The organism is Serratia sp. AKBS12 (assembly GCF_024793895.1).
GTDB lineage: Bacteria > Pseudomonadota > Gammaproteobacteria > Enterobacterales > Enterobacteriaceae > Serratia_F.
On the sequence record NZ_JANUSB010000010.1, the window covers coordinates 125,758 to 149,577 of the forward strand.

Below are 23,820 nucleotides of genomic sequence, written 5' to 3' on the forward strand. Positions count from 1 at the left end.
TTGGTATTACCAATTGACTCCGCGCCATTCGCAGAGAAGAAATCACTCATGGCCTACAGCAAAATCCGCCAGCCCAAGCTGTCAGACGTTATCGAGCAACAGCTCGAATACCTGATTCTCGAGGGTACGCTGCGCCCAGGCGAAAAACTGCCTCCGGAGCGTGAACTGGCGAAACAATTTGATGTTTCCCGTCCTTCTCTGAGAGAGGCGATCCAGCGCCTGGAAGCGAAAGGGCTGCTGCTGCGTCGTCAGGGCGGCGGTACTTTCGTACAAACAAATCTCTGGCAGAGCTTCAGCGATCCGTTGGCTGAACTGTTGGCCGATCACCCTGAATCACAATTCGACCTGCTCGAAACCCGTCATGCTCTTGAGGGCATCGCTGCGTACTATGCGGCACTGCGTGGCACGGAAGAAGATCTGGCGCGCATCCGCGATTGCCATATCGTGATTCAACAGGCCCAGGACAGCGGCGATCTCGACGCCGAAGCAGACGCGGTCATGCAATATCAGATCGCCGTTACCGAAGCTGCCCACAACGTGGTGTTGCTGCATTTGCTACGCTGCATGGGGCCAATGCTGGAACAGAACGTCCGACAGAACTTTGAATTGCTCTACTCGCGCCGTGAGATGTTGGCAAAAGTGAGCAGCCACCGCGCCGGGATTTTTGAGGCGATAGTGGCACGTGAGCCGGAAAAGGCCCGCGAAGCCTCGCACCGCCACTTGGCGTTTATCGAGGAAATTTTGCTGGATCTCAGCCGGGAGCATACCCGGCGCGAGAGATCGTTACGGCGGCTCCAGCAACGCAAGGATTAAGAGCGGTTATCTACAGGGGAAACACCAGCCTGTGGGCATAAAGCTCGAAGTGCTTAGTTAAGTACTTAAGCGGCAACCAAACTGATGAGCCTGTCTTCGTGTGCTTTGGCGCAGAGTGCAGGAAGACAGGCTCCAAACAAACCATTAGACAGATAAGGAATACCACCATGTCAGAACGTTTAAACAATGACGTGGATCCGATCGAAACCCGCGACTGGCTGCAGGCGATCGAATCGGTCATCCGTGAAGAGGGTGTTGAGCGAGCTCAGTTTCTGATTGATCAGGTATTGGGTCAGGCCCGCAAAGGCGGCGTGAGCGTAGCGGCAGGTGCCGCAGCGAACAACTACGTCAACACCATCGCGGTGGAAGAGGAGCCTGAATACCCAGGTAACCTGGATCTGGAACGCCGCATTCGCAGCGCTATCCGCTGGAACGCCATCATGACCGTTCTGCGTGCTTCCAAGAAAGACCTGGATCTGGGCGGCCACATGGCTTCCTTCCAGTCTTCCGCGACCTTCTATGAAGTCTGCTTTAACCACTTCTTCCGTGCACGTAACGAGAAAGATGGCGGCGATCTGGTGTATTTCCAGGGCCACATCTCTCCGGGCATTTATGCACGCGCCTTCCTTGAAGGCCGCCTGACCGAAGAACAAATGAACAACTTCCGTCAGGAAGTACACGGCAACGGTCTGTCATCTTATCCGCATCCTAAGTTGATGCCTGAATTCTGGCAGTTCCCGACCGTATCCATGGGCCTTGGTCCTATCAGCGCCATTTACCAGGCGAAGTTCCTGAAGTATCTGGAACACCGCGGCCTGAAAAATACCGCAGAACAAACCGTTTACGCCTTCCTGGGTGACGGCGAGATGGATGAGCCGGAATCCAAGGGCGCCATCACCATCGCAACCCGTGAAAAACTGGACAACCTGGTCTTCGTTATCAACTGTAACCTGCAGCGTCTGGACGGCCCGGTCACCGGTAACGGTAAGATCATCAACGAACTGGAAGGCATCTTCAGCGGTGCCGGCTGGCAGGTGATCAAAGTGATCTGGGGTGGTCGTTGGGACGAGCTGTTGCGTAAAGACACCAGCGGCAAACTGATTCAGCTGATGAACGAAACCCTGGACGGCGATTACCAGACCTTCAAATCCCGTGATGGCGCTTACGTTCGCGAGCACTTCTTCGGCCGTTATCCAGAAACAGCCGAACTGGTCAAAGACATGACCGACGACGAGATCTGGGCGCTGAACCGTGGTGGTCACGATCCGAAGAAAGTATTTGCTGCCCTGAAGAAAGCGCAGGATACCAAAGGCAAGCCAACCGTAATCCTGGCCCATACCATCAAAGGTTACGGCATGGGTGACACCGCGGAAGGCAAAAACATCGCTCACCAGGTCAAGAAAATGAACATGGAAGGGGTTCACCACTTCCGCGATCGTTTCAACGTGCCGGTTGCCGATGCCGATATCGAAAAACTGCCGTACCTGACCTTCGAGAAAGATTCTGAAGAGTACAAGTATCTGCACGAACGCCGTCAGGCGCTGGAAGGCTACCTGCCAAGCCGTCTGCCGAACTTCACGCAGAAGCTGGAATTGCCGACGCTGGAAGATTTCAGTTCACTGCTGGAAGAGCAAAACAAGGAAATCTCTACCACCATCGCCTTCGTGCGTGCGCTGAACGTCATGCTGAAGAACAAGTCGATCAAGGATCGCCTGGTGCCAATCATCGCCGATGAAGCACGCACCTTCGGTATGGAAGGCCTGTTCCGTCAGATCGGTATTTACAGCCCGAACGGCCAGCAGTATACCCCGCAGGACCGCGAGCAGGTTGCTTACTACAAAGAAGACGAGAAAGGCCAGATCCTGCAGGAAGGCATCAACGAACTGGGTGCAGCATCTTCCTGGCTGGCAGCGGCAACCTCTTACAGCACCAACGATCTGCCGATGATTCCGTTCTACATCTACTATTCGATGTTCGGTTTCCAGCGTATCGGCGACCTGTGCTGGGCAGCCGGCGACCAACAGGCGCGTGGCTTCCTGATCGGCGGCACCTCTGGACGTACCACGCTGAACGGCGAAGGTCTGCAGCACGAAGATGGCCACAGCCATATTCAGTCGCTGACCATTCCTAACTGTATCTCTTACGATCCGGCTTATGCCTACGAAGTGGCGGTCATCATGCATGACGGTCTGGTGCGTATGTACGGTGAAGCGCAAGAGAACGTTTACTACTACATCACTACGCTGAACGAAAACTACCACATGCCGGCAATGCCGCAGGGCGCAGAAGAGGGTATCCGCAAGGGTATCTACAAGCTGGAAACCCTGGAAGGCAGCAAAGGCAAGGTACAGCTGATGGGGTCCGGCTCGATCCTGCGCCATGTACGTGAAGCCGCACAGATCCTGGCGAAAGATTACGGCGTCGGTTCCGACGTGTTCAGCGTGACCTCGTTCACCGAACTGGCGCGCGATGGCCAGGATTGTGAACGCTGGAACATGCTGCACCCAACCGAAGAGCCACGCGTACCTTACGTTGCCCAGGTACTGAGCGATGCGCCGGCGGTAGCGTCTACCGACTACATGAAGCTGTTTGCCGAGCAAATCCGCAACTTCATTCCAGCCAGCGATTACCGCGTTCTGGGCACCGACGGTTTCGGCCGTTCCGACAGCCGCGAGAACCTGCGTCATCACTTCGAAGTGGACGCGTCTTACGTGGTGGTTGCCGCTCTGGGTGAACTGGCCAAACGCGGTGAAATCGATAAGAAAGTGGTGGCGGATGCGATCACCAAATTCAATATCGATGCAGATAAAGTCAACCCGCGTCTGGCATAAGAGGTAAAGAACAATGTCTATTGAAATTAAAGTGCCGGACATCGGTGCAGACGAAGTTGAAATCACCGAGATTCTGGTGAAGGTCGGCGACAAGGTTGAAGCGGAACAATCGCTGATCACCGTTGAAGGCGACAAGGCTTCGATGGAAGTTCCTTCGCCGCAGGCCGGCGTGGTGAAAGAGATCAAGGTAGCGGTCGGTGACAAGACTGAAACCGGCAAACTGATCATGATCTTCGACGCAGAAGAGGCAGCGCAAGCTGCACCGGCGGCCAAGGCAGAAGAAAAACCGGCGGCGGCATCTGCTCCGGCGGCTGCGGCGGCCAAAGACGTCGAAGTACCGGATATCGGTGCGGATGAAGTCGAAGTGACTGAAATCCTGGTGAAAGTGGGCGACAAGGTTGAAGCGGAACAATCGCTGATCACCGTTGAAGGCGACAAGGCCTCGATGGAAGTCCCTGCGCCGTTCGCCGGCACGGTCAAAGAGATCAAGATTGGCACCGGCGATAAAGTGAAAACCGGCTCGTTGATCATGGTGTTCGACGTAGCGGGTGGCGAAGCTGCCGCACCGGCAGCGGCTGAAGCGCCATCGGCTCCGGCGGCGGCCCCAGCGGCCAGCGCGGCGAAAAACGTTGAAGTGCCTGACATCGGCGGTGACGAAGTTGAAGTTACCGAAGTGATGGTCAAAGTGGGCGACAAGGTTGAAGCGGAACAATCGCTGATCACCGTTGAAGGCGACAAGGCCTCAATGGAAGTGCCTGCGCCGTTCGCCGGCACGGTCAAAGAGATCAAGATTGGCACCGGCGATAAAGTGAAAACCGGCTCGCCGATCATGGTATTCGAAGTGGAAGGTGCAGCGCCTGCGGCGGCACCGGCTCAGAAAGCCGAGGCAGCACCGGCTGCGGCCAAGCAGCAAAGCCAACCGGCGGCACCGGCTGCCAAGGCCGAAAGCAAAGGCGAGTTTGCCGAGAACGATGCTTATGTGCACGCGACCCCGGTTATCCGCCGTCTGGCGCGCGAGTTCGGCGTTAACCTGGCGAAGGTCAAAGGTACCGGTCGCAAGGGCCGTATCCTGCGCGAAGACGTGCAGAGCTACGTGAAGGACGCGGTGAAACGCGCTGAATCCGCACCAGCGGCTGCGGCCGGCGGTGGACTGCCAGGCATGCTGCCATGGCCGAAAGTGGACTTCAGCAAGTTCGGCGAAATCGAAGAAGTGGAACTGGGGCGCATTCAGAAAATCTCGGGTGCCAACCTGAGCCGTAACTGGGTGATGATCCCGCACGTTACCCACTTCGACAAGACCGATATCACCGATCTGGAAGCGTTCCGCAAACAGCAGAACGAAGAAGCGGCCAAGCGCAAGCTGGACGTGAAGTTCACTCCGGTAGTGTTCATCATGAAGGCCGTTGCTGCCGCTCTGGAGCAGATGCCGCGCTTCAACAGCTCGCTGTCCGAAGATGGCCAGAAGCTGACGCTGAAGAAATACATCAACATCGGCGTGGCGGTTGATACACCGAACGGTCTGGTGGTTCCGGTGTTCAAGGATGTGAACAAGAAGAGCATCACCGAACTGTCGCGTGAACTGATGGCGATCTCCAAAAAAGCGCGCGACGGCAAGTTGACCGCGGGCGAAATGCAGGGCGGATGCTTCACCATTTCCAGCCTGGGCGGGATCGGGACTACCCACTTCGCGCCAATCGTCAATGCGCCAGAAGTGGCGATCCTGGGCGTATCCAAATCTGCCATGGAGCCGGTTTGGAACGGTAAAGAGTTCACGCCGCGTCTGATGATGCCGATGTCGCTCTCCTTCGACCACCGTGTGATTGACGGTGCAGATGGCGCACGCTTCATCACCATCATCAACAATATGCTGGCTGATATTCGCCGTCTGGTGATGTAATGAAAAAGGGGCGCAGCATGCTGCGCCCTTATCGATTCAGTAGCAGTTTTGTCGGTTTTTGCATGACTCGACAAGATTGTTGAGACACGGGTCACTCGAACACGCTTTGCAGATTATTAACAATTCTGTAAACTGCTCGCGGTGTAAGCGTCCCGGTGGATGAAGGGCGTTATGAATTCGATTAATAATATACCCCAAGTAATTGGAGTTACATCAAGGCGGCAAGCGAGTGAGTCCCGCTGAGCTTACGCCAGTCAGTGATTCGGGCGAGCGAACGCAGCCAACACAGATGTAGCTTCAGGTATGACGGGTATAAATGACGTCTGACCCGCCGGACAATAAATTAAGAGGTCATGATGAGTACTGAAATAAAAACTCAGGTCGTGGTACTTGGGGCGGGCCCGGCAGGTTATTCTGCTGCCTTTCGTTGCGCTGACTTAGGTCTTGAAACCGTTCTGGTTGAACGTTATTCCACGCTGGGCGGGGTTTGCCTGAACGTGGGATGTATCCCTTCCAAAGCGCTGCTGCACGTAGCCAAAGTGATCGAAGAAGCCAAAGCGCTGGCTGAACACGGTATCGTTTTCGGTGAGCCGAAAACCGATATCGACAAGATCCGCACCTGGAAAGAAAAAGTCATCAATCAGCTGACCGGCGGTCTGGCTGGTATGGCTAAAGGCCGTAAAGTCAAAGTGGTTAACGGCCTGGGTAAATTCACCGGCGCTAACACCCTGGTTGTTGAAGGCGAAAACGGTGCTACCACCATCAACTTCGATAACGCCATCATCGCTGCAGGTTCTCGCCCGATCCAACTGCCATTCATTCCTCATGACGATCCGCGCGTGTGGGATTCCACCGATGCGCTGGAGCTGAAAAACGTGCCTGAGCGTCTGCTGGTTATGGGCGGCGGCATTATCGGTCTGGAAATGGGCACCGTATATCACGCGCTGGGCTCCCAGATCGACGTGGTTGAAATGTTCGACCAGGTTATCCCGGCTGCCGATAAAGACGTGGTGAAGGTGTTCACCAAACGTATCAGCAAGCAGTTCAATCTGATGCTGGAAACCAAAGTCACTGCGGTAGAAGCCAAAGAAGACGGCATCTACGTGACGATGGAAGGCAAAAAAGCGCCGGCGGAACCACAGCGTTACGACGCGGTGCTGGTGGCTATCGGCCGTGTGCCGAACGGTAAACTGCTGGATGCCGGTAAAGCCGGTGTGGAAGTCGACGAGCGTGGCTTCATCCGCGTTGACAAGCAGCTGCGTACCAACGTGCCGCACATCTTCGCCATCGGCGACATCGTCGGTCAGCCGATGCTGGCGCACAAAGGCGTACATGAAGGCCACGTGGCCGCGGAAGTGATCTCCGGCAAGAAACACTACTTCGATCCGAAAGTAATTCCTTCCATTGCTTACACCGAGCCGGAAGTTGCCTGGGTCGGCCTGACCGAGAAAGAAGCGAAAGAGCAAGGCATCAGCTACGAAACGTCCACCTTCCCGTGGGCTGCGTCTGGCCGTGCCATCGCCTCCGACTGCGCCGATGGCATGACCAAACTGATCTTCGACAAAGAAACCCACCGTATCATCGGCGGCGCGATTGTCGGTACCAACGGCGGCGAGCTGCTGGGTGAAATCGGTCTGGCAATCGAAATGGGCTGTGACGCGGAAGACATCGCGCTGACCATTCACGCTCACCCGACGCTGCACGAATCTGTAGGCCTGGCGGCCGAGATTTTCGAAGGTAGCATCACTGACCTGCCAAACCCGAAAGCTAAAAAGAAGTAATTTCTGCGGCTTGAAAGTTTGATAGACGGCTCCTTTGCAGGGGCCGTTTTTTTAGGCCGGACGGGGTAAAAGACCGCTTTGCGAACGGTCAGTCGCTTACCTGTCGTTTGTGCTCGCTGCTGTGCCTTCTCTCCCTTTGCTGGCGATTAACCATTGCAATGTTATGGATATCGTGGTGTGCTCAGCGGGCTGAACCGCCGTGCTGGCAGCGCCGTCAATGCGGGCTTGCAGCCGATTACGCTGTGCTCAACGATTCAGCAAAGATTTAATGTTGCTTTTATGTGAACGAATTAACAACCGATTCAAATCCTGATATGCTGGCTGGGCGGAACCGGGCACTGTACCTTACAGTCCAGGACATCGACAGCAGTGCCTCGTAATATCACCGTGCGCTAAAAACCCGGTTTGAATATTGAGCGCCAGGCACCATAAATGACAATGAGAGCGAGGAGAAAGTCGTGCTAGAAGAATACCGTAAGCACGTGGCCGAGCGTGCTGCAGAGGGCATCGTCCCTAAGCCATTAGATGCAACACAAATGGCAGCGCTGGTTGAATCATTAAAAAATCCGCCAAAAGGCGAAGAAGAATTCCTGTTAGACCTGCTGATTAACCGAGTACCACCGGGCGTCGATGAAGCCGCCTACGTCAAAGCAGGTTTCTTGGCCGCCGTCGCCAAAGGCGAGGCTACCTCCCCCCTGATTACCCCAGAAAAAGCCGTCGAACTGTTAGGCACCATGCAGGGCGGTTATAACATTCATCCGCTGATTGAAGCGCTGGATAACGAAAGCCTGGCACCGATCGCAGCCAAAGCGCTGTCGCATACCTTGCTGATGTTCGACAACTTCTACGACGTGGAAGAAAAAGCCAAAGCCGGCAACCCGCACGCCAAGCAGATCATGCAATCATGGGCCGATGCCGAATGGTATCTGTCCCGCCCGCAGCTGGCAGAGAAAATCACCGTTACCGTGTTCAAGGTTACTGGCGAAACCAACACCGACGATCTGTCGCCGGCGCCGGATGCCTGGTCGCGTCCGGATATCCCGTTGCACGCACTGGCGATGCTGAAGAACGAACGTGACGGCATCGTGCCCGATCAGCCGGGCAGCGTTGGCCCGATCAAGCAGATCGAAGAACTGAACAAGAAAGGCTTCCCGCTGGCCTACGTCGGCGACGTGGTCGGTACCGGCTCGTCGCGCAAATCCGCCACCAATTCGGTGCTGTGGTTTATGGGCGACGACATCCCTTACGTGCCGAACAAACGCGGCGGCGGGGTGGTACTGGGCGGCAAGATTGCACCTATCTTCTTCAATACCATGGAAGATGCCGGCGCGCTGCCGATCGAAGTGGACGTGTCCGACCTGAACATGGGCGATGTCATTGATATCTTCCCGTACAAAGGCGAGGTGCGTAACCACGAAACCGGCGCTCTGATTGCCGAATTCGCATTGAAAACCGACGTGCTGCTGGACGAAGTACGCGCCGGTGGCCGTATCCCGCTGATCATCGGCCGTGGTCTGACCACCAAGGCGCGTGAAGCGCTCGGCTTGCCGCACAGCGAGGTGTTCCGGATTGCCAAGCCGGTGGCGGCCAGCAACAAGGGCTTCTCACTGGCGCAAAAAATGGTGGGCCGCGCCTGCGGCGTAGCTGGCGTGCGGCCGGGCGAATACTGTGAACCGAAGATGACTTCGGTTGGCTCACAGGATACCACCGGGCCAATGACCCGCGATGAGCTGAAGGATCTGGCCTGTCTGGGCTTCTCGGCCGATCTGGTGATGCAGTCCTTCTGCCACACCGCGGCGTATCCGAAGCCGGTAGACGTGACCACCCACCATACGCTGCCTGACTTTATCATGAACCGTGGCGGCGTTTCGCTGCGCCCGGGCGACGGTATCATCCACTCATGGCTGAACCGCATGCTGCTGCCGGACACCGTGGGTACCGGCGGTGATTCGCACACTCGTTTTCCTATTGGTATTTCGTTCCCGGCCGGCTCTGGGCTGGTGGCGTTTGCCGCTGCCACTGGCGTGATGCCGCTGGACATGCCGGAATCGGTACTGGTGCGCTTCAAGGGCAAAATGCAGCCTGGCATCACCCTGCGCGATCTGGTACATGCCATCCCTTACTACGCGATTCAACAGGGTCTGCTGACCGTTGAGAAGAAAGGCAAAAAGAACATCTTCTCCGGCCGCATTCTGGAAATCGAAGGCCTGCCGGAACTGAAGGTGGAACAGGCCTTCGAACTGGCTGATGCCTCTGCCGAGCGCTCGGCGGCCGGTTGCACCATCAAGCTGGATCAGGCGCCGATCAAAGAGTACCTGAACTCCAACATCGTGCTGTTGAAGTGGATGATCTCTGAGGGCTACGGCGATCGCCGTACGCTGGAACGACGCATCCAGGGCATGGAGAAATGGCTGGCGGATCCGCAACTGCTGGAAGGCGATGCGGACGCGGAATATGCGGCGGTGATCGACATCGATCTGGCCGAAATCACCCAGCCTATTCTGTGTGCGCCGAACGATCCGGATGACGCGCGACTGCTGTCCGAGGTGGCCAACAGCAAAATCGATGAAGTGTTCATCGGTTCCTGCATGACCAATATCGGCCACTTCCGCGCGGCGGGTAAATTGCTGGATCAGCACAAAGGCCAGTTGCCGACCCGTCTGTGGGTGGCACCGCCAACCAAGATGGATGCTGCTCAACTGACCGAAGAGGGCTACTACAGCGTGTTCGGCAAGAGCGGGGCGCGTATCGAAATCCCGGGCTGTTCACTGTGCATGGGCAACCAGGCGCGGGTAGCCGACGGCGCGACGGTGGTATCCACCTCGACCCGCAACTTCCCGAACCGTCTGGGTACCGGCGCCAATGTCTATCTGGCATCGGCGGAGCTGGCAGCGGTGGCTTCATTGCTGGGCCGACTGCCGACGCCGGATGAATACCAGATCTATATGGCGCAGGTAGACAAGACGGCGACCGATACCTATCGCTATCTCAACTTCGACCAGTTGAGTCAGTATACGGAAAAGGCCGACGGCGTTATTTTCCAAACGGCGGTGTAATTTCCGCCAGGGTACTGGGTTAGCCATGATGCCAGTCAGCTACGCTGACTGGCATTTTTTTGCCTGGCGTATGGCCGCCGATGCCCGGCACGTCCCGGTTGGCGCAGCAGGGTGGCTTCACTTTCCAGCGGTAAGTCGTTATATTGCGCGCGCTCACTAATAAGGGCCGAAATAATGTTTACACTGATAAAAAGGCCTCGGGAGGGCGCGCTATGGATTACGAATTTCTGCGTGATGTGACCGGTCAGGTCATAGTCAGATTTTCAATGGGGCATGAAGCCATCGGCCATTGGATCAATGAAGAGATCAAGGGCGATCTCAATCTGCTGGACCGCATCGAAGCCGGGGCGGCAGAGGTGAAGGGCAGCGAGCGCCAATGGCAGCTCGACGGTCACGAATATACGCTGTTAATGGATGGCGAAGAAGTAATGATCCGGGCCAATCAACTGTCGTTTGAAGGTGACGAAATGGAAGAAGGCATGAGTTATTACGACGAGGAGAGCCTGTCTTTCTGCGGCGTTGAGGATTTCCTGAAGGTATTGAAGGCCTATCGACACTTTATGCTGAACTATTAACCCCCCATGTCCCGAATCACCAGCCTTGGTCGTCAGGGCTGGTGCCCCTTCTTGTCCGGCTGATGCCGGTGCGCTACCCGCCCAGACGCGACAGTTTCACACTAACCTGCCATCTACACCCGATGTCCGTTACGCTATGCTCGGAAAGTGACGGAAAATAATCATTTAATCCATTATAACTGCGATCAAGCTCTCTATTTTTTAAAAATTGATTCAATAAAATCATTGTGATTAAAATAAATCATTGAGAGGGTGAGATGAAACTAAAAGCGGCAATAGAAAAAGTCCCTGGCGGAATGATGGTCATCCCTCTGGTGCTCGGTGCGCTGTTAAATACCTTTGCACCGGCAACGCTGGATATCGGCGGCTTTACCACGGCGTTGTTTAAAAACGGTGCGGCGCCGCTGATCGGCGCGTTCTTGCTATGCATGGGGGCGGGGATAGGTTTTAAAGCCGCGCCACAGGCGTTGCTGCAAGGCGGCACCATCACCCTGAGCAAGTTGCTGGTCGCAATGGCGCTGGGGTTGGGCGCCGAGCAGCTGTTTGGTGCGGAAGGCATCTTCGGCCTGACGGGGGTGGCGATCATCGCGGCAATGAGCAACTCCAACGGCGGACTGTATGCGGCGCTGGTGGGCGAATTTGGTAATGAACGCGATGTCGGCGCCATTTCCATTCTTTCTCTCAACGATGGGCCATTCTTTACCATGATTGCGCTCGGCGCCGCCGGTATGGCCAATATTCCGCTGATGGCGCTGGTCGCGGTGCTGGTGCCGCTGTTGGTGGGGATGGTACTTGGCAATCTCGATCGCAACATGCGCGAGTTTCTCACCAGGGGCGGGCCGATACTTATTCCATTCTTCGCCTTTGCGCTCGGCGCAGGCATCAACCTGGAAATGCTGTTGCAGGGCGGTCTGGCAGGCATCCTGTTAGGCGTACTCACCACATTTGTCGGGGGGTTCTTCAATATCCGCGCCGACCGTCTGGTCGGTGGCTCGGGTATTGCCGGTGCGGCGGCCTCGAGCACCGCCGGCAATGCGGTAGCAACGCCGCTGGCCATCGCGCAGGCCGATCCGTCACTGGCCGAGGTTGCTGCGGCAGCGGCACCGCTGATTGCCGCTTCGGTAATCACCACCGCGATCCTGACGCCGATACTCAGTTCCTGGGTGGCGAAGCGCAACGCTGCCAAAACGGCGGCAGAGGAGAATGTGGCATGAAAATGATCGTTATTGCTGATGATTTCACCGGAGCCAACGACACCGGCGTGCAGCTGGCGAAAAAAGGCGCGCGCACCGATGTCTTGCTTAACCCGCAGCAAAAACCGCCGCGTGGCAGCGACGTGCTGGTGATCAACACCGAAAGCCGTGCGTTGTCGGCGGCCGACGCGCACCACCGGGTTACCGCTGCATTACAGCCCTATTGCAGCGGCAGCGAGCAGCCGTTGGTGTACAAAAAGATTGATTCGACCTTTCGTGGCAACGTGGGGGCCGAGATCGATGCGGCGATGCATGCCAGCGGCGCCCGGCTGGCGATCGTGGCGGCGGTGATCCCGGCCGCCGGGCGAACCACGCTGCACGGTGAGTGTCGGGTACATAATGTACCGCTGGCGCAAACCGAGTTTGCCAGCGATCCGAAAACCCCGATCGTCTCATCCCATATCAAAACCCTGATCGGTTTGCAGACCGAGATACCGGTGCACGAAGTGGATCTGGCGCTGGTGCGCAGCGCTGAGCTGAGCTGAGCGACACGCTGCGGCGGTTGGGGCAACGGCAGCGGTGCATCGTGGTGGTAGACGCCGAGCAGGATGGCGATCTGGCTCTATTGGCGCAAAGTCTCGACCGGCTAGAGTTGCCGCTGCTGCTGGTTGGTGCCGCCGGTTTGGCCAATGCGCTGCCGCCGGCGTGTTATCTGGCGCACCGGCAACGCTTGCCGGTGCTGGTGGTGGCCGGTTCGATGAGCGACGCTACCCGGCAACAGATTATTTTTGCCGAACGGGAGCAGGCGCTGGGCATTGTCGATATCGATGTGGAAGCGTTAATGACGGCGGAGGGGACGCACATCATACAGCAGACGATCAAGCGCGCAGTGGCGGTGTTGCAGGATCGCCAGCATTGCGTGTTGCGCACCTGCCGCGATGCCGATGCACGGCAATTGATCGATCGGCTGTGTGAGCGCACGCAGCTGTCCCGTCAGCAATTGGGCGATCGCATCAGTCAGACGCTGGGGGAGATAGCACTGGCGATAATCAACCATGCGCAGATTGGCGGGCTGTTCCTGACCGGCGGCGATATTGCGATTGCCGTTGCGCGCGTTCTGGGAGCCGAAGGTTATCGGATCGGTGCAGAGGTGGCCCCCTGCGTACCTTGCGGCACCTTTATCAATAGTGAAATCGACGATTTGCCGGTAATCACCAAGGCCGGCGGGTTTGGTGGTCCATCCACCCTGCGCGATGCGCTTTATTTTATTGAGGAGATGTACAGTGGTGAATAATACAATCGCAGACACCATGGGCGATCCGGCGGACATTGGCCCGGAAATCATTATCAAGGCGTTGGCAGAGTGGTAGCAACGTGGTGGTGGTCGGCCGTTTGCAAACGCTACAGCGCACCCTGGGTCTGGGTATTCCCCCTCCGGTAGAACTGCGTCCGATACGGCAGGTTGCACAGGCCCGCTTTGCGCCGGGCATCGCTCCACGGTACGCCGTTTGATATTGCCTGGACAGGAAAAGCCAAGTCTGAGAGCATGGCGATCTCGATTCCAATTAGCCAGTCAGCTTGCTTAATCAAGAGTCTATGAAGCCACAACATCGTCTGGACCAGATCCTGGACTATTTGAAGGGTCATAATCTGGTCACGGTTGAACAATTAGTGCATGCAATCGATGCGTCGCCAGCCACCATCCGGCGCGATCTGATCAAACTGGATGAGCAGGGCATTATCAACCGTAGTCACGGTGGCGTGGCGCTCAACCGTTTTATTCCCGTGCAGCCAACCACCAACGAAAAGCAACTGCGGCATCAGCAGGAAAAGCAGGCGATCGCCAAATATGCCTTGTCGATGATCAATCCCGGCGATGCGGTGGTGCTGGACGCCGGTACCACCATGCTTGAACTGGCGCGCAATTTGACGCATTTGCCGTTGAGGGTGATCACCGCCGATCTGCGCATTGCCCTGTTCCTGTCGGAATTCAAGCAAATCGAAGTCACGATTATCGGTGGGCGCATCGATGACAGCAGCCAATCCTGTATTGGCGATCACGGCCGTAAGCTGCTGCGTGGGATTTATCCGGATATTGCCTTTATCAGCTGTAACTCATGGAGTCTGGAAAAGGGGATTACCACGCCAACGGAGGAAAAGTCTGGTTTGAAACAGGATTTGGCGGCCAATGCGCGCCGCCGGGTGCTACTGGCCGACAGCAGCAAATATGGCGCCTATTCGCTGTTTTGCGTTGCGCCGCTCTCCAGCCTGACCGATATCGTCACCGACCGTGCTCTGCGGCAGGAGGCACAACGCCAGCTTGACCAACTGCCCGGTCAATTATGCCTGGTTTAGTGGGACACCATGCCATACGATGGCCGAAGGCGGCGAGCTTCGTCGAGCATTAAAACAACGGGGCAGCCGGGGCCGCCCCGTTTTGTTACAGATGCGGAATGTTCCGCCCGTAATAGATCTCCTGCATCTCTTTCCACAGCAGATCGGTAATCCGTTGCCGTTCTTCCTCGCTCAGCGCTTCCGGCTTGGCGTTAAACAGATAGTGCTTCAGATCGAAATCTTTCAGCAACATCTTGGTATGGAAGATATTTTCCTGATAAACATTCACATCCATCATGTGATAAAGCGACTTCATATCTTCAGACATAAAGTTCTGGATCGAATTGATCTCATGATCGATGTAATGCTTCACGCCGTTGACGTCACGGGTAAAACCGCGCACGCGGTAATCCATGGTGACGATATCCGATTCCAGCTGGTGAATCAGATAGTTGAGCGCTTTGAGTGGTGAAATGACGCCGCAGGTTGACACCTCGATGTCGGCGCGGAAGGTGCACAGACCGCCTTCCGGATGGCTTTCCGGGTAGGTGTGCACGCAAATATGGCTCTTGTCCAGATGTGCAACCACCGTATTGGGCAGCGGGCCGGGATGCTCCGAGGTATCAACGTCTTTCGGATCGACCGGCTCTTCGCTGACCAGGATGGTGACGCTGGCGCCTTGCGGCTCGTAGTCCTGACGTGCGATGTTCAGAATGTTGGCGCCAATGATCGAGCAGGTCTCGCTGAGGATCTCGGTCAGGCGATTGGCGTTGTACTGTTCGTCAATGTAGGCGATATAGCCGTCGCGATCGTCTGCGGTTTTGGCGTAACAGATATCGTAAATACAAAAACTCAGGCTTTTGGTCAGGTTATTGAAGCCGTGCAGTTTTAGCTTGTGCAATTTGGTTCACCTCCTGCGACTCCAGTCATTCTGGAGATAGGGCATTGAGTAGATATTGCGGCAGGGCAAAGCTGCCGGTGTGAATAGCCGGGTTGTAATAACGGCAGTGTAAACCGCTTTGGTTAAAGCGCTGTTGCAGCGTGGTCAGATCGCATTGTCGCAACGCCGGATCCTGGCTCGCCCAGGCAAAGGTCATGATACCGCCGTAATAGGTCGGGATCGCTGCCTGATAAAAGCTGACGTCCTGGAAATACGCACTCAGGCGGCTGTGGCTGTTGACTGCCTCATCCTGTTGCAGGAAACACACGCCGTTTTGCGCCACGAAGACGCCGCCATCGTTCAGACAACGCGCGCAGCCCTGATAAAACGCCGACGTAAACAGGCTTTCACCGGGACCGATCGGGTCGGTGCAGTCAGAGATGATCACATCGAACTTGTCATCGGTCTGATTAACAAAGTTAACGCCGTCGTCAATCACCAGCTTGAAGCGCGGATCGTCATACGAACCGGCATTGTGGTTGGGCAGGTACTGGCGGCAGAACTCCACCACTCCGGCATCGATTTCGACCATGGTGATGCGCTCAACGCCCTGATGCCGGCTGACTTCGCGTAGCATGCCGCCGTCACCGCCACCAATGATCAACACGCTTTTGGCTTGCCCATGCGCCAGCAGCGGCACGTGGGTCATCATTTCATGATAGATGAACTCATCGCGTTCGGTGGTCTGTACCACACCGTCGAGCGCCATGACGCGGCCCAGCACCGGGTTTTCGAAGATAACCAGGTCCTGATGATCGGTTTTCTCACGGTACAGCACCTTCTCTACCGAGAAGTACTGGCCGAAGCTGGCATGTAACGTTTCATGCCAAATATCTTTCTGGGTCATGTCGGGAAACTCCGTAATAACAGCCATGAAAAATTGGCGCAACATCATAGCTAACTCTGACTGAGGTTGCACGGCTGAATTTCAATCAATCGGGGAAGAGGCAGGAGGGCGGCGGCCAGTAGCCGGCCGCAGCTAGTTGGCGTAAGCCAGAAGGCTGAGCGAGTCGCGTGCCAGTGACTTGCATTTTTTCGGGGTTGGAATGGCGATGCCGCTAAGATCGCGGTAGCTGTCTTCACCCAGTGCCTTCATATTGAAACTATTATAGTTGCTGAGATCCCAACGATTCTGCTGGGCAAAGTAGACGATGGCGCGTTTGATCTGGGCGTTGGGTAAGTCACCGTAGCCGCAATCGTTTTTCAGAAAAACGAACACCGCGGTCAGATCGGCCAAATCTTCCGCTTCTGATTCGTTCAGCGCCAGGCTGGCATTGGAAAAGCCCAGCATGGTCAGCAATAGCAGCAATAACCTGGTTTTTTTAATCATGAAAGTAGACCTGTTTGTTGTCCACAGACGTTATCACACTTGGCCACGCGGGCACCAAATATTATTGGCGACAGTTAATGCTTGACCTTCCGGCAAGGGGAGGGTTTAGGCTGTATCGTAGAATTGTGTCACTAAGGAAAGGGAGCATACCGATGTTACGCCGTGATTTTATCCGATTGACCGCCGCGCTGGGCGCGGCAAGCGCACTGCCGCTATGGAGTCGAACCGTCTGGGCCGCCGATTTGCCGGCGCTGCCAATACCGCCGCTGCTGGAGCCAAACGCACAGGGAAAGCTGACGCTGGCACTGCAAACCGGTGAAGTAAAATGGTTAGCGAATGCTGCCACCAAAACCTGGGGCATCAATGGCGCTTTGCTGGGGCCGGCAGTGCGTTTGCAGCGCGGCAAACCGGTGACGGTAGACATAACCAACCGCCTGCCGGAAGCCAGCACCCTCCATTGGCATGGCCTGGAAATTCCGGGCAACGTTGACGGTGGCCCACAGGCGCTGATTCAACCGGGGAACACCCGTACGGTGAATTTCACCGTTGATCAACCCGCGGCCACCTGCTGGTTCCATCCGCATACCCATGGCAAGACCGGTCATCAGGTGATGATGGGATTGGCAGGGTTGGTGCTGCTGGAGGATGACGAAAGCAGCAAATTGCCGTTGCCGAAAACCTGGGGTAAGGACGACGTGCCGGTGATTCTGCAAGACAAACGGTTGGGCAAAGATGCGCAGATTGACTATCAACTGGACGTGATGAGTGCGGCGGTTGGCTGGTTTGGCGATCGCATGTTTACCAATGGTGCGCAGTATCCACAACATATTGCTCCACGCGGCTGGCTGCGCTTGCGTTTGCTTAACGGCTGCAACGCGCGCTCGCTCAACGTGGCAACCAGCGACAACCGTCCCTTATACGTGATTGCCAGCGACGGTGGTTTTCTGGCCGAGCCGGTGAAACTGAGCGAGTTGCCGATGTTGATGGGGGAGCGCTTTGAAGTGTTGGTTGATGCCAGCGACGGCAAGCCTTTTGATCTCGTCACCCTGCCGGTGAAACAGATGGGCATGACGCTGGCGCCGTTCGACCAGACATTGCCGGTGCTGCGCATTCAGCCGTCATTGGGGCAGGGGGTCAAGACCATGCCGGACAGCCTGGTCAAATTACCGGCACTGCCGGCGGTGGGCGGCATTCAAGAGCGCTGGCTGCAGCTGATGATGGATCCGAAACTGGACATGCTGGGCATGCAGGCGCTAATGGAGCGTTATGGCCACCAGGCGATGGCCGATATGAGCATGGATCACGGCGCGATGAAGGGCATGGATCATGGCGAGACGAAGAGCATGGATCACGGCGCGATGAAGGGCATGGACCATGGCGAGACGAAGGGCATGGATCATGGCGCAATGAAAGGCATGGACCATGGCGCGATGAAAGGCATGGACCATGGCGAGCAGGCGTTTGATTTCAGCCAGGCCAACAAGATCAACGGTAAAGCCTTTGATATGCATAAGCCGATGTTTGCTGCCAAACGTGGTCAGTACGAAAAATGGACCATTTCCGGCGAAGGCGACATGATGCTGCACCCGTTCCATATTCACGGCACGCAATTTCGTATTTTGAGCGAAAACGGCAAACCGCCTGCGGCGCACCGTTCTGGTTGGAAAGACACCGTACGGGTCGAAGGTGGGCGCAGTGAAGTGCTGGTGCAGTTCAACCATGTCGCCAGCGCCGAACAGGCCTATATGGCGCACTGCCATCTGTTGGAGCATGAAGATACCGGCATGATGCTGGGCTTTACCGTCGCAGATTAAGCGGGCTGCCACCTGTCACGCTGTGGTCGCCGCCGGCGGCAGCGTGACAGGTGGCATGGTCGTGCGATTTCCACTGTTCGTCAACGGGCAGTAGCGGCGTACTCGCGTCGCCAGCGTCGGCAGGCTATGCTAAACTCTGCGCCTTTCTTCCGGCAACTGACCTGAAAACTATGAAACACACTGTAGATGTAATGATTTCCGAGCAGGAAGTTAAGACCCGTATCGCCGAACTCGGCCGCCAGATCACCGAACATTACCGCGACAGCGGCAGTGAAATGGTGCTGGTCGGTCTGCTGCGCGGTTCATTCATGTTCATGGCCGATTTGTGCCGTACCATCGAAGTTTCCCATGAAGTCGATTTCATGACCGCCTCCAGCTACGGCAGCGGCATGTCCACCACCCGGGACGTGAAAATTCTCAAGGATCTGGACGAAGACATTCGCGGCAAAGACGTGCTGATCGTGGAAGATATTATCGATTCCGGCAACACGCTGAACAAGGTGCGCGAAATTTTGGCGCTGCGTGGGCCGAAATCCCTGGCTATCTGTACGCTGCTGGACAAACCGGAACGCCGCGAAGTGGACGTGCCGGTCGAATATGTCGGTTTCACCATTCCCGATGAGTTCGTGGTCGGCTACGGCATCGATTATGCTCAACGCTATCGCCATCTGCCGTACGTCGGCAAAGTGGTATTGCTCGACGAATAATCGCCACGTTTCAGGGCGCGAATGACCGCGCCCTGACGTTTTAGACGTCTTTCAGACCTTTCTCTTGCAGCAGCGTTGATATCGCCTTGCGATAGCCCATTTCCAGGCTTTCGCGGCTGGTGGCCACCACTTCCAGATCGCGCAGTCGGCCATCTTGAATACCGTATACCCAACCGTGAATCATCACTTTTTGCCCGCGTTTCCAGGCGGACTGCATGATGGTGGAATGGCCGAGGTTGTAGACCTGCTCGATCACGTTGATCTCGCACAGCACATCCAGACGCTCTTCCGGTTCGAGTTCTCCCAGCAGCGAGCTATGCTTGTACCACAGGTCGCGGATATGCAGCAGCCAGTTGTTGATCAATCCCAGTTCCGGGTTTTCTACCGCGGCCTGCACGCCGCCGCAGCCCAGATGGCCGCAGATGATGATGTGTTCAACTTCGAGCACGTCGACGGCGTACTGCACCACCGACAGGCAGTTCAAATCGGTGTGGATCACCAGGTTGGCCACGTTACGGTGAACGAACAGTTCACCTGGCTCCAGCCCGGTCAGACGTTCGGCGGGTACTCGGCTATCCGAGCAACCAATCCATAAAAAACGCGGTTTTTGCGCCTGAGCCAAACGTTCAAAAAAACCGGGGTCTTCCTGGTTGATATTGGCGGACCAAGCCTGATTGTTGGCGATGAGTCTTTCGATTTCTTTCATGGAGGTTATTGACCTGTAATGAACAGTTTGCGTTGGGGTAATATAGGGCAAGCATCACAATTTTGAAATCGGAACAGTGATGTTAACCGCACGGATTCGACTCAGTGAAAACGCTGCCAATGATAAGATACAGTCATTCATTACAAAAGACAGCAGCATACTCATCGCCATAAGGTACTCTCTAATTTATGAATTATGCACTGGAATTAGCGCAGTTGACCAAGACTTACGCCGGTGGCGTCAAGGCATTGCGCGGTATCGATCTCAACGTCGAGGCAGGGGATTTTTATGCCTTGCTGGGGCCTAACGGCGCAGGTAAATCCACCACTATCGGCATTATCAGTTCGCTGGTGAACAAGTCTACCGGCACGGTTCGGGTGTTTGGTTACGATATTGACAAGGATATCGTCAACGCGAAGCGCCAACTGGGGCTGGTACCACAGGAGTTCAACTTCAACCCGTTTGAAACCGTGATGCAGATCGTGGTCAATCAGGCTGGCTACTATGGCGTTACGCGCCGTGAAGCGCTGGAGCGGGCGGAAAAATACCTGTCGCAGCTCGATCTGTGGGGCAAGCGCAATGAGCGGGCGCGCATGCTGTCCGGCGGCATGAAACGCCGTTTGATGATTGCCCGTGCGCTGATGCACCAACCGAAATTGCTGATCCTCGATGAACCGACCGCCGGGGTAGATATCGAACTGCGCCGTTCGATGTGGGGTTTTCTAAAAGAACTCAACGCGCAGGGCACCACCATTATCCTGACCACGCACTACCTGGAAGAAGCCGAAATGCTGTGCCGCAACATCGGCATCATTCAAAACGGCGAACTGGTGGAAAACACCTCGATGAAAGGCCTGCTGGCGAAGCTGAAATCTGAGACCTTCATCCTCGATCTGGCGACGAAAAGCCCGCTGCCGACGCTGGATGGGTATATCAGCCGGTTGGTGGACACCTCGACGCTGGAGGTGGAGGTGATGCGCGAACAGGGCCTGAACGGCCTGTTTACCCAGTTGAGCGCGCAGGGCGTGCAGGTGCTGAGCATGCGCAACAAGGCCAATCGGCTGGAAGAGCTGTTCGTCACCCTGGTTAACGGTAATGGAGAAAAAGCATGACACGTTTGTATTGGGTGGCATTGCAAAGCATTTGGGCCAAAGAAATCAACCGGTTTGCGCGTATCTGGATCCAGACGCTGGTGCCACCGGTGATCACCATGACGCTGTATTTTATTATCTTCGGTAATCTGATTGGTTCGCAGATCGGCAATATGCATGGTTTTACCTACATGCAGTTTATCGTTCCCGGCCTTATCATGATGGCGGTCATCACCAACTCCTATGCCAATGTGGCCGCTTCGTTCTTCAGCGCCAAGTTCCAGCGTAACATCGAGGAGCTGCTGGTGGCGCCAGTGCCGACCCACGTAGTGATCGCAGGATATGTCGGCGGTGGCGTGGCGCGCGGGATTTGCGTCGGCATACTGGTAACGGCGATTTCGCTGTTCTTTGTACCGCTGCAGATCCATGCCTGGTGGGCGATTGCCGTCACGCTGCTGCTGACCGCGATCCTGTTTTCGCTGGGTGGTTTGCTCAATGCGGTGTTCGCCAACACCTTTGACGATATCAGCCTGATCCCGACGTTTGTCCTGACGCCGCTGACCTACCTGGGTGGGGTGTTTTATTCACTGTCGCTGCTGCCGCCGTTCTGGCAGGCGGTGTCGAAGCTGAACCCGATCGTCTACATGATCAGCGGCTTCCGCTACGGTTTCCTTGGCATCAGCGATGTGCCGCTGGCGTTTACCATGGCGGTGCTGGTGGCGTTTATCGTGGTGTTCTACCTCCTGGCGTGGTATCTGATTGAACGCGGCCGCGGTCTGCGTAGCTGATAACCGGTTCCCCGCGTCGGCCTGGCGCGGGGAACATTATTGATTTACCCCAAGGATTCGACGTTAACTGCTTGCTTCCCCTTGATCGAATCATGCTAAGCTTACGCTCCATTTATCCTCCATGTTGTTATTACGTACTCGTAAGCAGAACACACTCATGCGCCTTCAAATCAAGATAGCGGCAGGTCTGGCCGGCATTTTCATGTCGATGCTGGCACCGGCGGCCGTTGCCAACCTGTTGTCGGAAGACGGCGTGGTCAAACCGGTCTATATGGAAGTCAAACGTGACAGCGAAGTCTATTCATTGATCGGTGAACAGGTCATTCCGGCAGGGGAAGTGAAGGAAGGACAGCTGATCCAGGTATTTCCGGCCGACGCGGAATACTATGAACTGAAATTTGGTCACGGCATTGGCTTTATCGACAAGAACGACGTGGAGAGCCTTGGCAAGGCGCGCAAGGTAAAAGACGATTTGGGCGAGCTGAACAAGCCGCTGACCAATCAAAACCTGATCACCCAAAAAGCCATCAATATTTATACCGATGCCGACAACAAGAGCGAAATTTTCGGCATTCTGGAAGAGAACCTGCGCTATCCGATTATCGGCAAGCTGAAAGACCGGCTTAACAATACCTGGTACGAGATTAATGTCGGCGAACGCCTGGGATTTGTCAGCGAGCTGGACTGTGAGATCGATAACGGCATTCCGGTGCTGACCTACCATCATTTGCTGAAAAACGACGAGAACAAACGCTTTCGCCATACCTCGACCACCACCTCGGACGTGGCGTTCAGCAATCAGATGACCTACCTGAAGCAGGCGGGTTATGACACCCTTTCGCTCTACCAGTTGGAAGCCTATCTGAAGAATCGCATCAATCTGCCGGGCAAGGCGGTGGTGCTGACCTTTGACGACGGGCTGAAGTCGGTTTATCGCTATGCCTATCCGGTGCTCAAACAGTACGGTTTCCGCGCGACGGCATTTATTATCTCGTCACGCATCAAGCGCCAACCGCAGAAGTGGAATCCGGACTCGCTGCAATTTATGAGCGTTTCCGAACTGAAGGAAATACAGGACGTGTTCGATATTCAATCGCACACCCACTTCCTGCACCGTGTTGACGGCTATCGTAAGCCGATATTGCTGAGCCGCTCGCTGCACAATATCGAATTCGACTTTGAGCGCTCACGCCGTGCGCTGTCACAGTTTAATCCGCACGTGCTGTATCTGTCCTACCCGTTTGGCGGCTATAACCAGCGGGCCATTCAGGCGGCGCAGGACGCCGGTTTGCATATGGCGGTGACCACCGTGCAGGGCAAGGTCAAACCCGGTGACAATCTGTATACCCTGAAGCGACTGTATATTCTACGTACCGACTCGATCCAGACCATGGCGGATCGCATAGCCAACAAGCCGGGAACGGTGGTGGTGCAATAAGAGGGTAACGGGCGCCGGCAGGCGCCCGTTGAGCATCAGGCAACCTGAACCGGCACCGCTTTTGCTTTGCGCTGCAGCTGGTTATCACCTTCGAAGTAGGCAACCTTCGGATGGTGCTGGCGTGCATCGGCGTCGCTCATCTGTACGTAAGAACAAATGATCAGCTTATCGCCAACGCAGGCGCAACGTGCTGCCGCGCCGTTGACCGAAATAATGCGCGAACCGCGCTCGGCGGCAATCGCATAGGTGGAAAAACGTTGTCCGTTATCAACGTTGTAAATATCAATCGCTTCGTATTCCAGAATGCCGGCCGCCTCCAGGAAATCCTGGTCGATGGCGCAGGAACCTTCATAGTGCAAGTCGGCCTGAGTCACTTTCACCCGATGCAGCTTGCCTTGCAGCATAGTACGTATCATAGCTTTACCTAACTGAATATCGGCCTTTGCAGGCGCTGGGTTGAATATTGATCGCCGGTATCGTCACCGATATCCCGCAGGTTGTCTACTTTCTGGAGCGGGAATCGATG

18 protein-coding genes and 2 pseudogenes are annotated in these 23,820 nt (G+C 55.8%); 15 read left to right on the forward strand and 5 right to left on the reverse strand.

The window, feature by feature from the left end; all coding sequences use genetic code 11:
* Nucleotides 1-48 precede the first annotated feature (48 nt).
* The 10 genes and pseudogenes from pdhR to NYE85_RS08345 all read left to right on the forward strand — a co-directional run bounded on the left by pdhR (nucleotide 49) and on the right by NYE85_RS08345 (nucleotide 14,501).
* A complete protein-coding gene (gene pdhR / locus NYE85_RS08300; RefSeq protein ID WP_004958808.1) occupies nucleotides 49-813 on the forward strand; it encodes a pyruvate dehydrogenase complex transcriptional repressor PdhR in 765 nt (254 codons plus the stop codon).
* A 167-nt stretch (nucleotides 814-980) separates the two neighbouring features.
* Complete coding sequence (aceE, locus tag NYE85_RS08305) at nucleotides 981-3,644, forward strand: pyruvate dehydrogenase (acetyl-transferring), homodimeric type (protein WP_259004272.1); 2,664 nt, start codon at nucleotides 981-983, stop codon at nucleotides 3,642-3,644.
* 13 nt (nucleotides 3,645-3,657) lie between these two features.
* Entirely contained in the window at nucleotides 3,658-5,541 is a 1,884-nt protein-coding gene (aceF, locus tag NYE85_RS08310) for a pyruvate dehydrogenase complex dihydrolipoyllysine-residue acetyltransferase (RefSeq protein WP_259004273.1), read from the forward strand.
* A 356-nt stretch (nucleotides 5,542-5,897) separates the two neighbouring features.
* Complete coding sequence (lpdA, locus tag NYE85_RS08315; RefSeq protein ID WP_259004274.1) at nucleotides 5,898-7,322, forward strand: dihydrolipoyl dehydrogenase; 1,425 nt, start codon at nucleotides 5,898-5,900, stop codon at nucleotides 7,320-7,322.
* 458 nt (nucleotides 7,323-7,780) lie between these two features.
* Nucleotides 7,781-10,378 carry a bifunctional aconitate hydratase 2/2-methylisocitrate dehydratase gene (gene acnB, locus NYE85_RS08320; protein WP_259004275.1) on the forward strand — a complete coding sequence of 866 codons (2,598 nt, stop codon included), beginning with the start codon at nucleotides 7,781-7,783 and terminating at the stop codon, nucleotides 10,376-10,378.
* A 212-nt stretch (nucleotides 10,379-10,590) separates the two neighbouring features.
* Entirely contained in the window at nucleotides 10,591-10,953 is a 363-nt protein-coding gene (gene yacL, locus NYE85_RS08325; protein WP_259004276.1) for a protein YacL, read from the forward strand.
* A 257-nt stretch (nucleotides 10,954-11,210) separates the two neighbouring features.
* Entirely contained in the window at nucleotides 11,211-12,167 is a 957-nt protein-coding gene (locus tag NYE85_RS08330) for a 2-keto-3-deoxygluconate permease 1 (protein ID WP_259004277.1), read from the forward strand.
* A pseudogene (locus NYE85_RS22800) lies at nucleotides 12,164-13,440 on the forward strand (four-carbon acid sugar kinase family protein). Before NYE85_RS08330 ends, NYE85_RS22800 begins: the two are co-directional and overlap by 4 nt.
* Nucleotides 13,433-13,637: pseudogene (locus tag NYE85_RS08340) on the forward strand (4-phospho-D-threonate 3-dehydrogenase); the annotation flags it as partial. The pseudogenes NYE85_RS22800 and NYE85_RS08340, both read left to right, overlap by 8 nt.
* Nucleotides 13,638-13,742: 105 nt before the next feature.
* Nucleotides 13,743-14,501 carry a DeoR/GlpR family DNA-binding transcription regulator gene (locus tag NYE85_RS08345; RefSeq protein WP_259004278.1) on the forward strand — a complete coding sequence of 253 codons (759 nt, stop codon included), beginning with the start codon at nucleotides 13,743-13,745 and terminating at the stop codon, nucleotides 14,499-14,501.
* A gap of 85 nt (nucleotides 14,502-14,586) precedes the next feature.
* Here the strand turns inward: NYE85_RS08345 and speD are convergent, their stop codons facing one another.
* From speD to NYE85_RS08360, 3 genes are all read right to left on the reverse strand, one after another.
* Complete coding sequence (gene speD / locus NYE85_RS08350) at nucleotides 14,587-15,381, reverse strand: adenosylmethionine decarboxylase (RefSeq protein ID WP_004958838.1); 795 nt, start codon at nucleotides 15,379-15,381, stop codon at nucleotides 14,587-14,589.
* 25 nt (nucleotides 15,382-15,406) lie between these two features.
* The gene (speE, locus tag NYE85_RS08355) at nucleotides 15,407-16,267 is read right to left on the reverse strand and encodes a polyamine aminopropyltransferase (RefSeq protein ID WP_259004279.1); all 861 of its coding nucleotides are present in this window, start codon (nucleotides 16,265-16,267) and stop codon (nucleotides 15,407-15,409) included.
* Nucleotides 16,268-16,399: 132 nt separating this feature from the next.
* Nucleotides 16,400-16,747 (reverse strand): YacC family pilotin-like protein, encoded by a 348-nt coding sequence (locus NYE85_RS08360; RefSeq protein WP_259004324.1) that lies wholly within the window; start codon nucleotides 16,745-16,747, stop codon nucleotides 16,400-16,402.
* Nucleotides 16,748-16,902: 155 nt separating this feature from the next.
* Between NYE85_RS08360 and cueO the strand changes: the two genes are divergently transcribed.
* Nucleotides 16,903-18,564 (forward strand): multicopper oxidase CueO, encoded by a 1,662-nt coding sequence (gene cueO / locus NYE85_RS08365; RefSeq protein WP_259004280.1) that lies wholly within the window; start codon nucleotides 16,903-16,905, stop codon nucleotides 18,562-18,564.
* A 170-nt stretch (nucleotides 18,565-18,734) separates the two neighbouring features.
* Nucleotides 18,735-19,271, forward strand: a complete 537-nt coding sequence (hpt, locus tag NYE85_RS08370; RefSeq protein ID WP_259004281.1) for a hypoxanthine phosphoribosyltransferase — start codon at nucleotides 18,735-18,737, stop codon at nucleotides 19,269-19,271.
* A gap of 40 nt (nucleotides 19,272-19,311) precedes the next feature.
* On the opposite strand, the gene can is transcribed toward hpt, so the two are convergent.
* Complete coding sequence (gene can, locus NYE85_RS08375) at nucleotides 19,312-19,977, reverse strand: carbonate dehydratase (protein WP_259004282.1); 666 nt, start codon at nucleotides 19,975-19,977, stop codon at nucleotides 19,312-19,314.
* Between the two features lie 188 nt (nucleotides 19,978-20,165).
* Between can and NYE85_RS08380 the strand changes: the two genes are divergently transcribed.
* The 3 genes from NYE85_RS08380 to NYE85_RS08390 all read left to right on the forward strand — a co-directional run bounded on the left by NYE85_RS08380 (nucleotide 20,166) and on the right by NYE85_RS08390 (nucleotide 23,294).
* On the forward strand, nucleotides 20,166-21,089 hold the full coding sequence (locus NYE85_RS08380) for an ABC transporter ATP-binding protein (RefSeq protein WP_259004283.1): 924 nt from the start codon (nucleotides 20,166-20,168) through the stop codon (nucleotides 21,087-21,089).
* Nucleotides 21,086-21,856, forward strand: coding sequence for an ABC transporter permease (locus tag NYE85_RS08385; RefSeq protein WP_004958857.1), 771 nt, complete (start codon nucleotides 21,086-21,088; stop codon nucleotides 21,854-21,856). The genes NYE85_RS08380 and NYE85_RS08385 overlap by 4 nt, the downstream gene beginning before the upstream one ends.
* Nucleotides 21,857-22,013: 157 nt before the next feature.
* Entirely contained in the window at nucleotides 22,014-23,294 is a 1,281-nt protein-coding gene (locus tag NYE85_RS08390) for a polysaccharide deacetylase family protein (protein ID WP_259004284.1), read from the forward strand.
* A 35-nt stretch (nucleotides 23,295-23,329) separates the two neighbouring features.
* Here the strand turns inward: NYE85_RS08390 and panD are convergent, their stop codons facing one another.
* Nucleotides 23,330-23,710 carry an aspartate 1-decarboxylase gene (gene panD, locus NYE85_RS08395; RefSeq protein WP_004958864.1) on the reverse strand — a complete coding sequence of 127 codons (381 nt, stop codon included), beginning with the start codon at nucleotides 23,708-23,710 and terminating at the stop codon, nucleotides 23,330-23,332.
* Nucleotides 23,711-23,820: the final 110 nt, after the last annotated feature.

Coding starts and splice junctions, on each gene's coding strand:
- pdhR (WP_004958808.1), top strand. CDS start 49: ATGGCCTACAGCAAAATCCGCCAGCCCAAGCTGTCAGACGTTATCGAG.
- aceE (WP_259004272.1), top strand. CDS start 981: ATGTCAGAACGTTTAAACAATGACGTGGATCCGATCGAAACCCGCGAC.
- aceF (WP_259004273.1), top strand. CDS start 3,658: ATGTCTATTGAAATTAAAGTGCCGGACATCGGTGCAGACGAAGTTGAA.
- lpdA (WP_259004274.1), top strand. CDS start 5,898: ATGAGTACTGAAATAAAAACTCAGGTCGTGGTACTTGGGGCGGGCCCG.
- yacL (WP_259004276.1), top strand. CDS start 10,591: ATGGATTACGAATTTCTGCGTGATGTGACCGGTCAGGTCATAGTCAGA.
- NYE85_RS08330 (WP_259004277.1), top strand. CDS start 11,211: ATGAAACTAAAAGCGGCAATAGAAAAAGTCCCTGGCGGAATGATGGTC.
- NYE85_RS08345 (WP_259004278.1), top strand. CDS start 13,743: ATGAAGCCACAACATCGTCTGGACCAGATCCTGGACTATTTGAAGGGT.
- speE (WP_259004279.1), bottom strand. CDS start 16,267: ATGACCCAGAAAGATATTTGGCATGAAACGTTACATGCCAGCTTCGGC.
- cueO (WP_259004280.1), top strand. CDS start 16,903: ATGTTACGCCGTGATTTTATCCGATTGACCGCCGCGCTGGGCGCGGCA.
- hpt (WP_259004281.1), top strand. CDS start 18,735: ATGAAACACACTGTAGATGTAATGATTTCCGAGCAGGAAGTTAAGACC.
- can (WP_259004282.1), bottom strand. CDS start 19,977: ATGAAAGAAATCGAAAGACTCATCGCCAACAATCAGGCTTGGTCCGCC.
- NYE85_RS08380 (WP_259004283.1), top strand. CDS start 20,166: ATGAATTATGCACTGGAATTAGCGCAGTTGACCAAGACTTACGCCGGT.
- NYE85_RS08385 (WP_004958857.1), top strand. CDS start 21,086: ATGACACGTTTGTATTGGGTGGCATTGCAAAGCATTTGGGCCAAAGAA.
- NYE85_RS08390 (WP_259004284.1), top strand. CDS start 22,014: ATGCGCCTTCAAATCAAGATAGCGGCAGGTCTGGCCGGCATTTTCATG.
- panD (WP_004958864.1), bottom strand. CDS start 23,710: ATGATACGTACTATGCTGCAAGGCAAGCTGCATCGGGTGAAAGTGACT.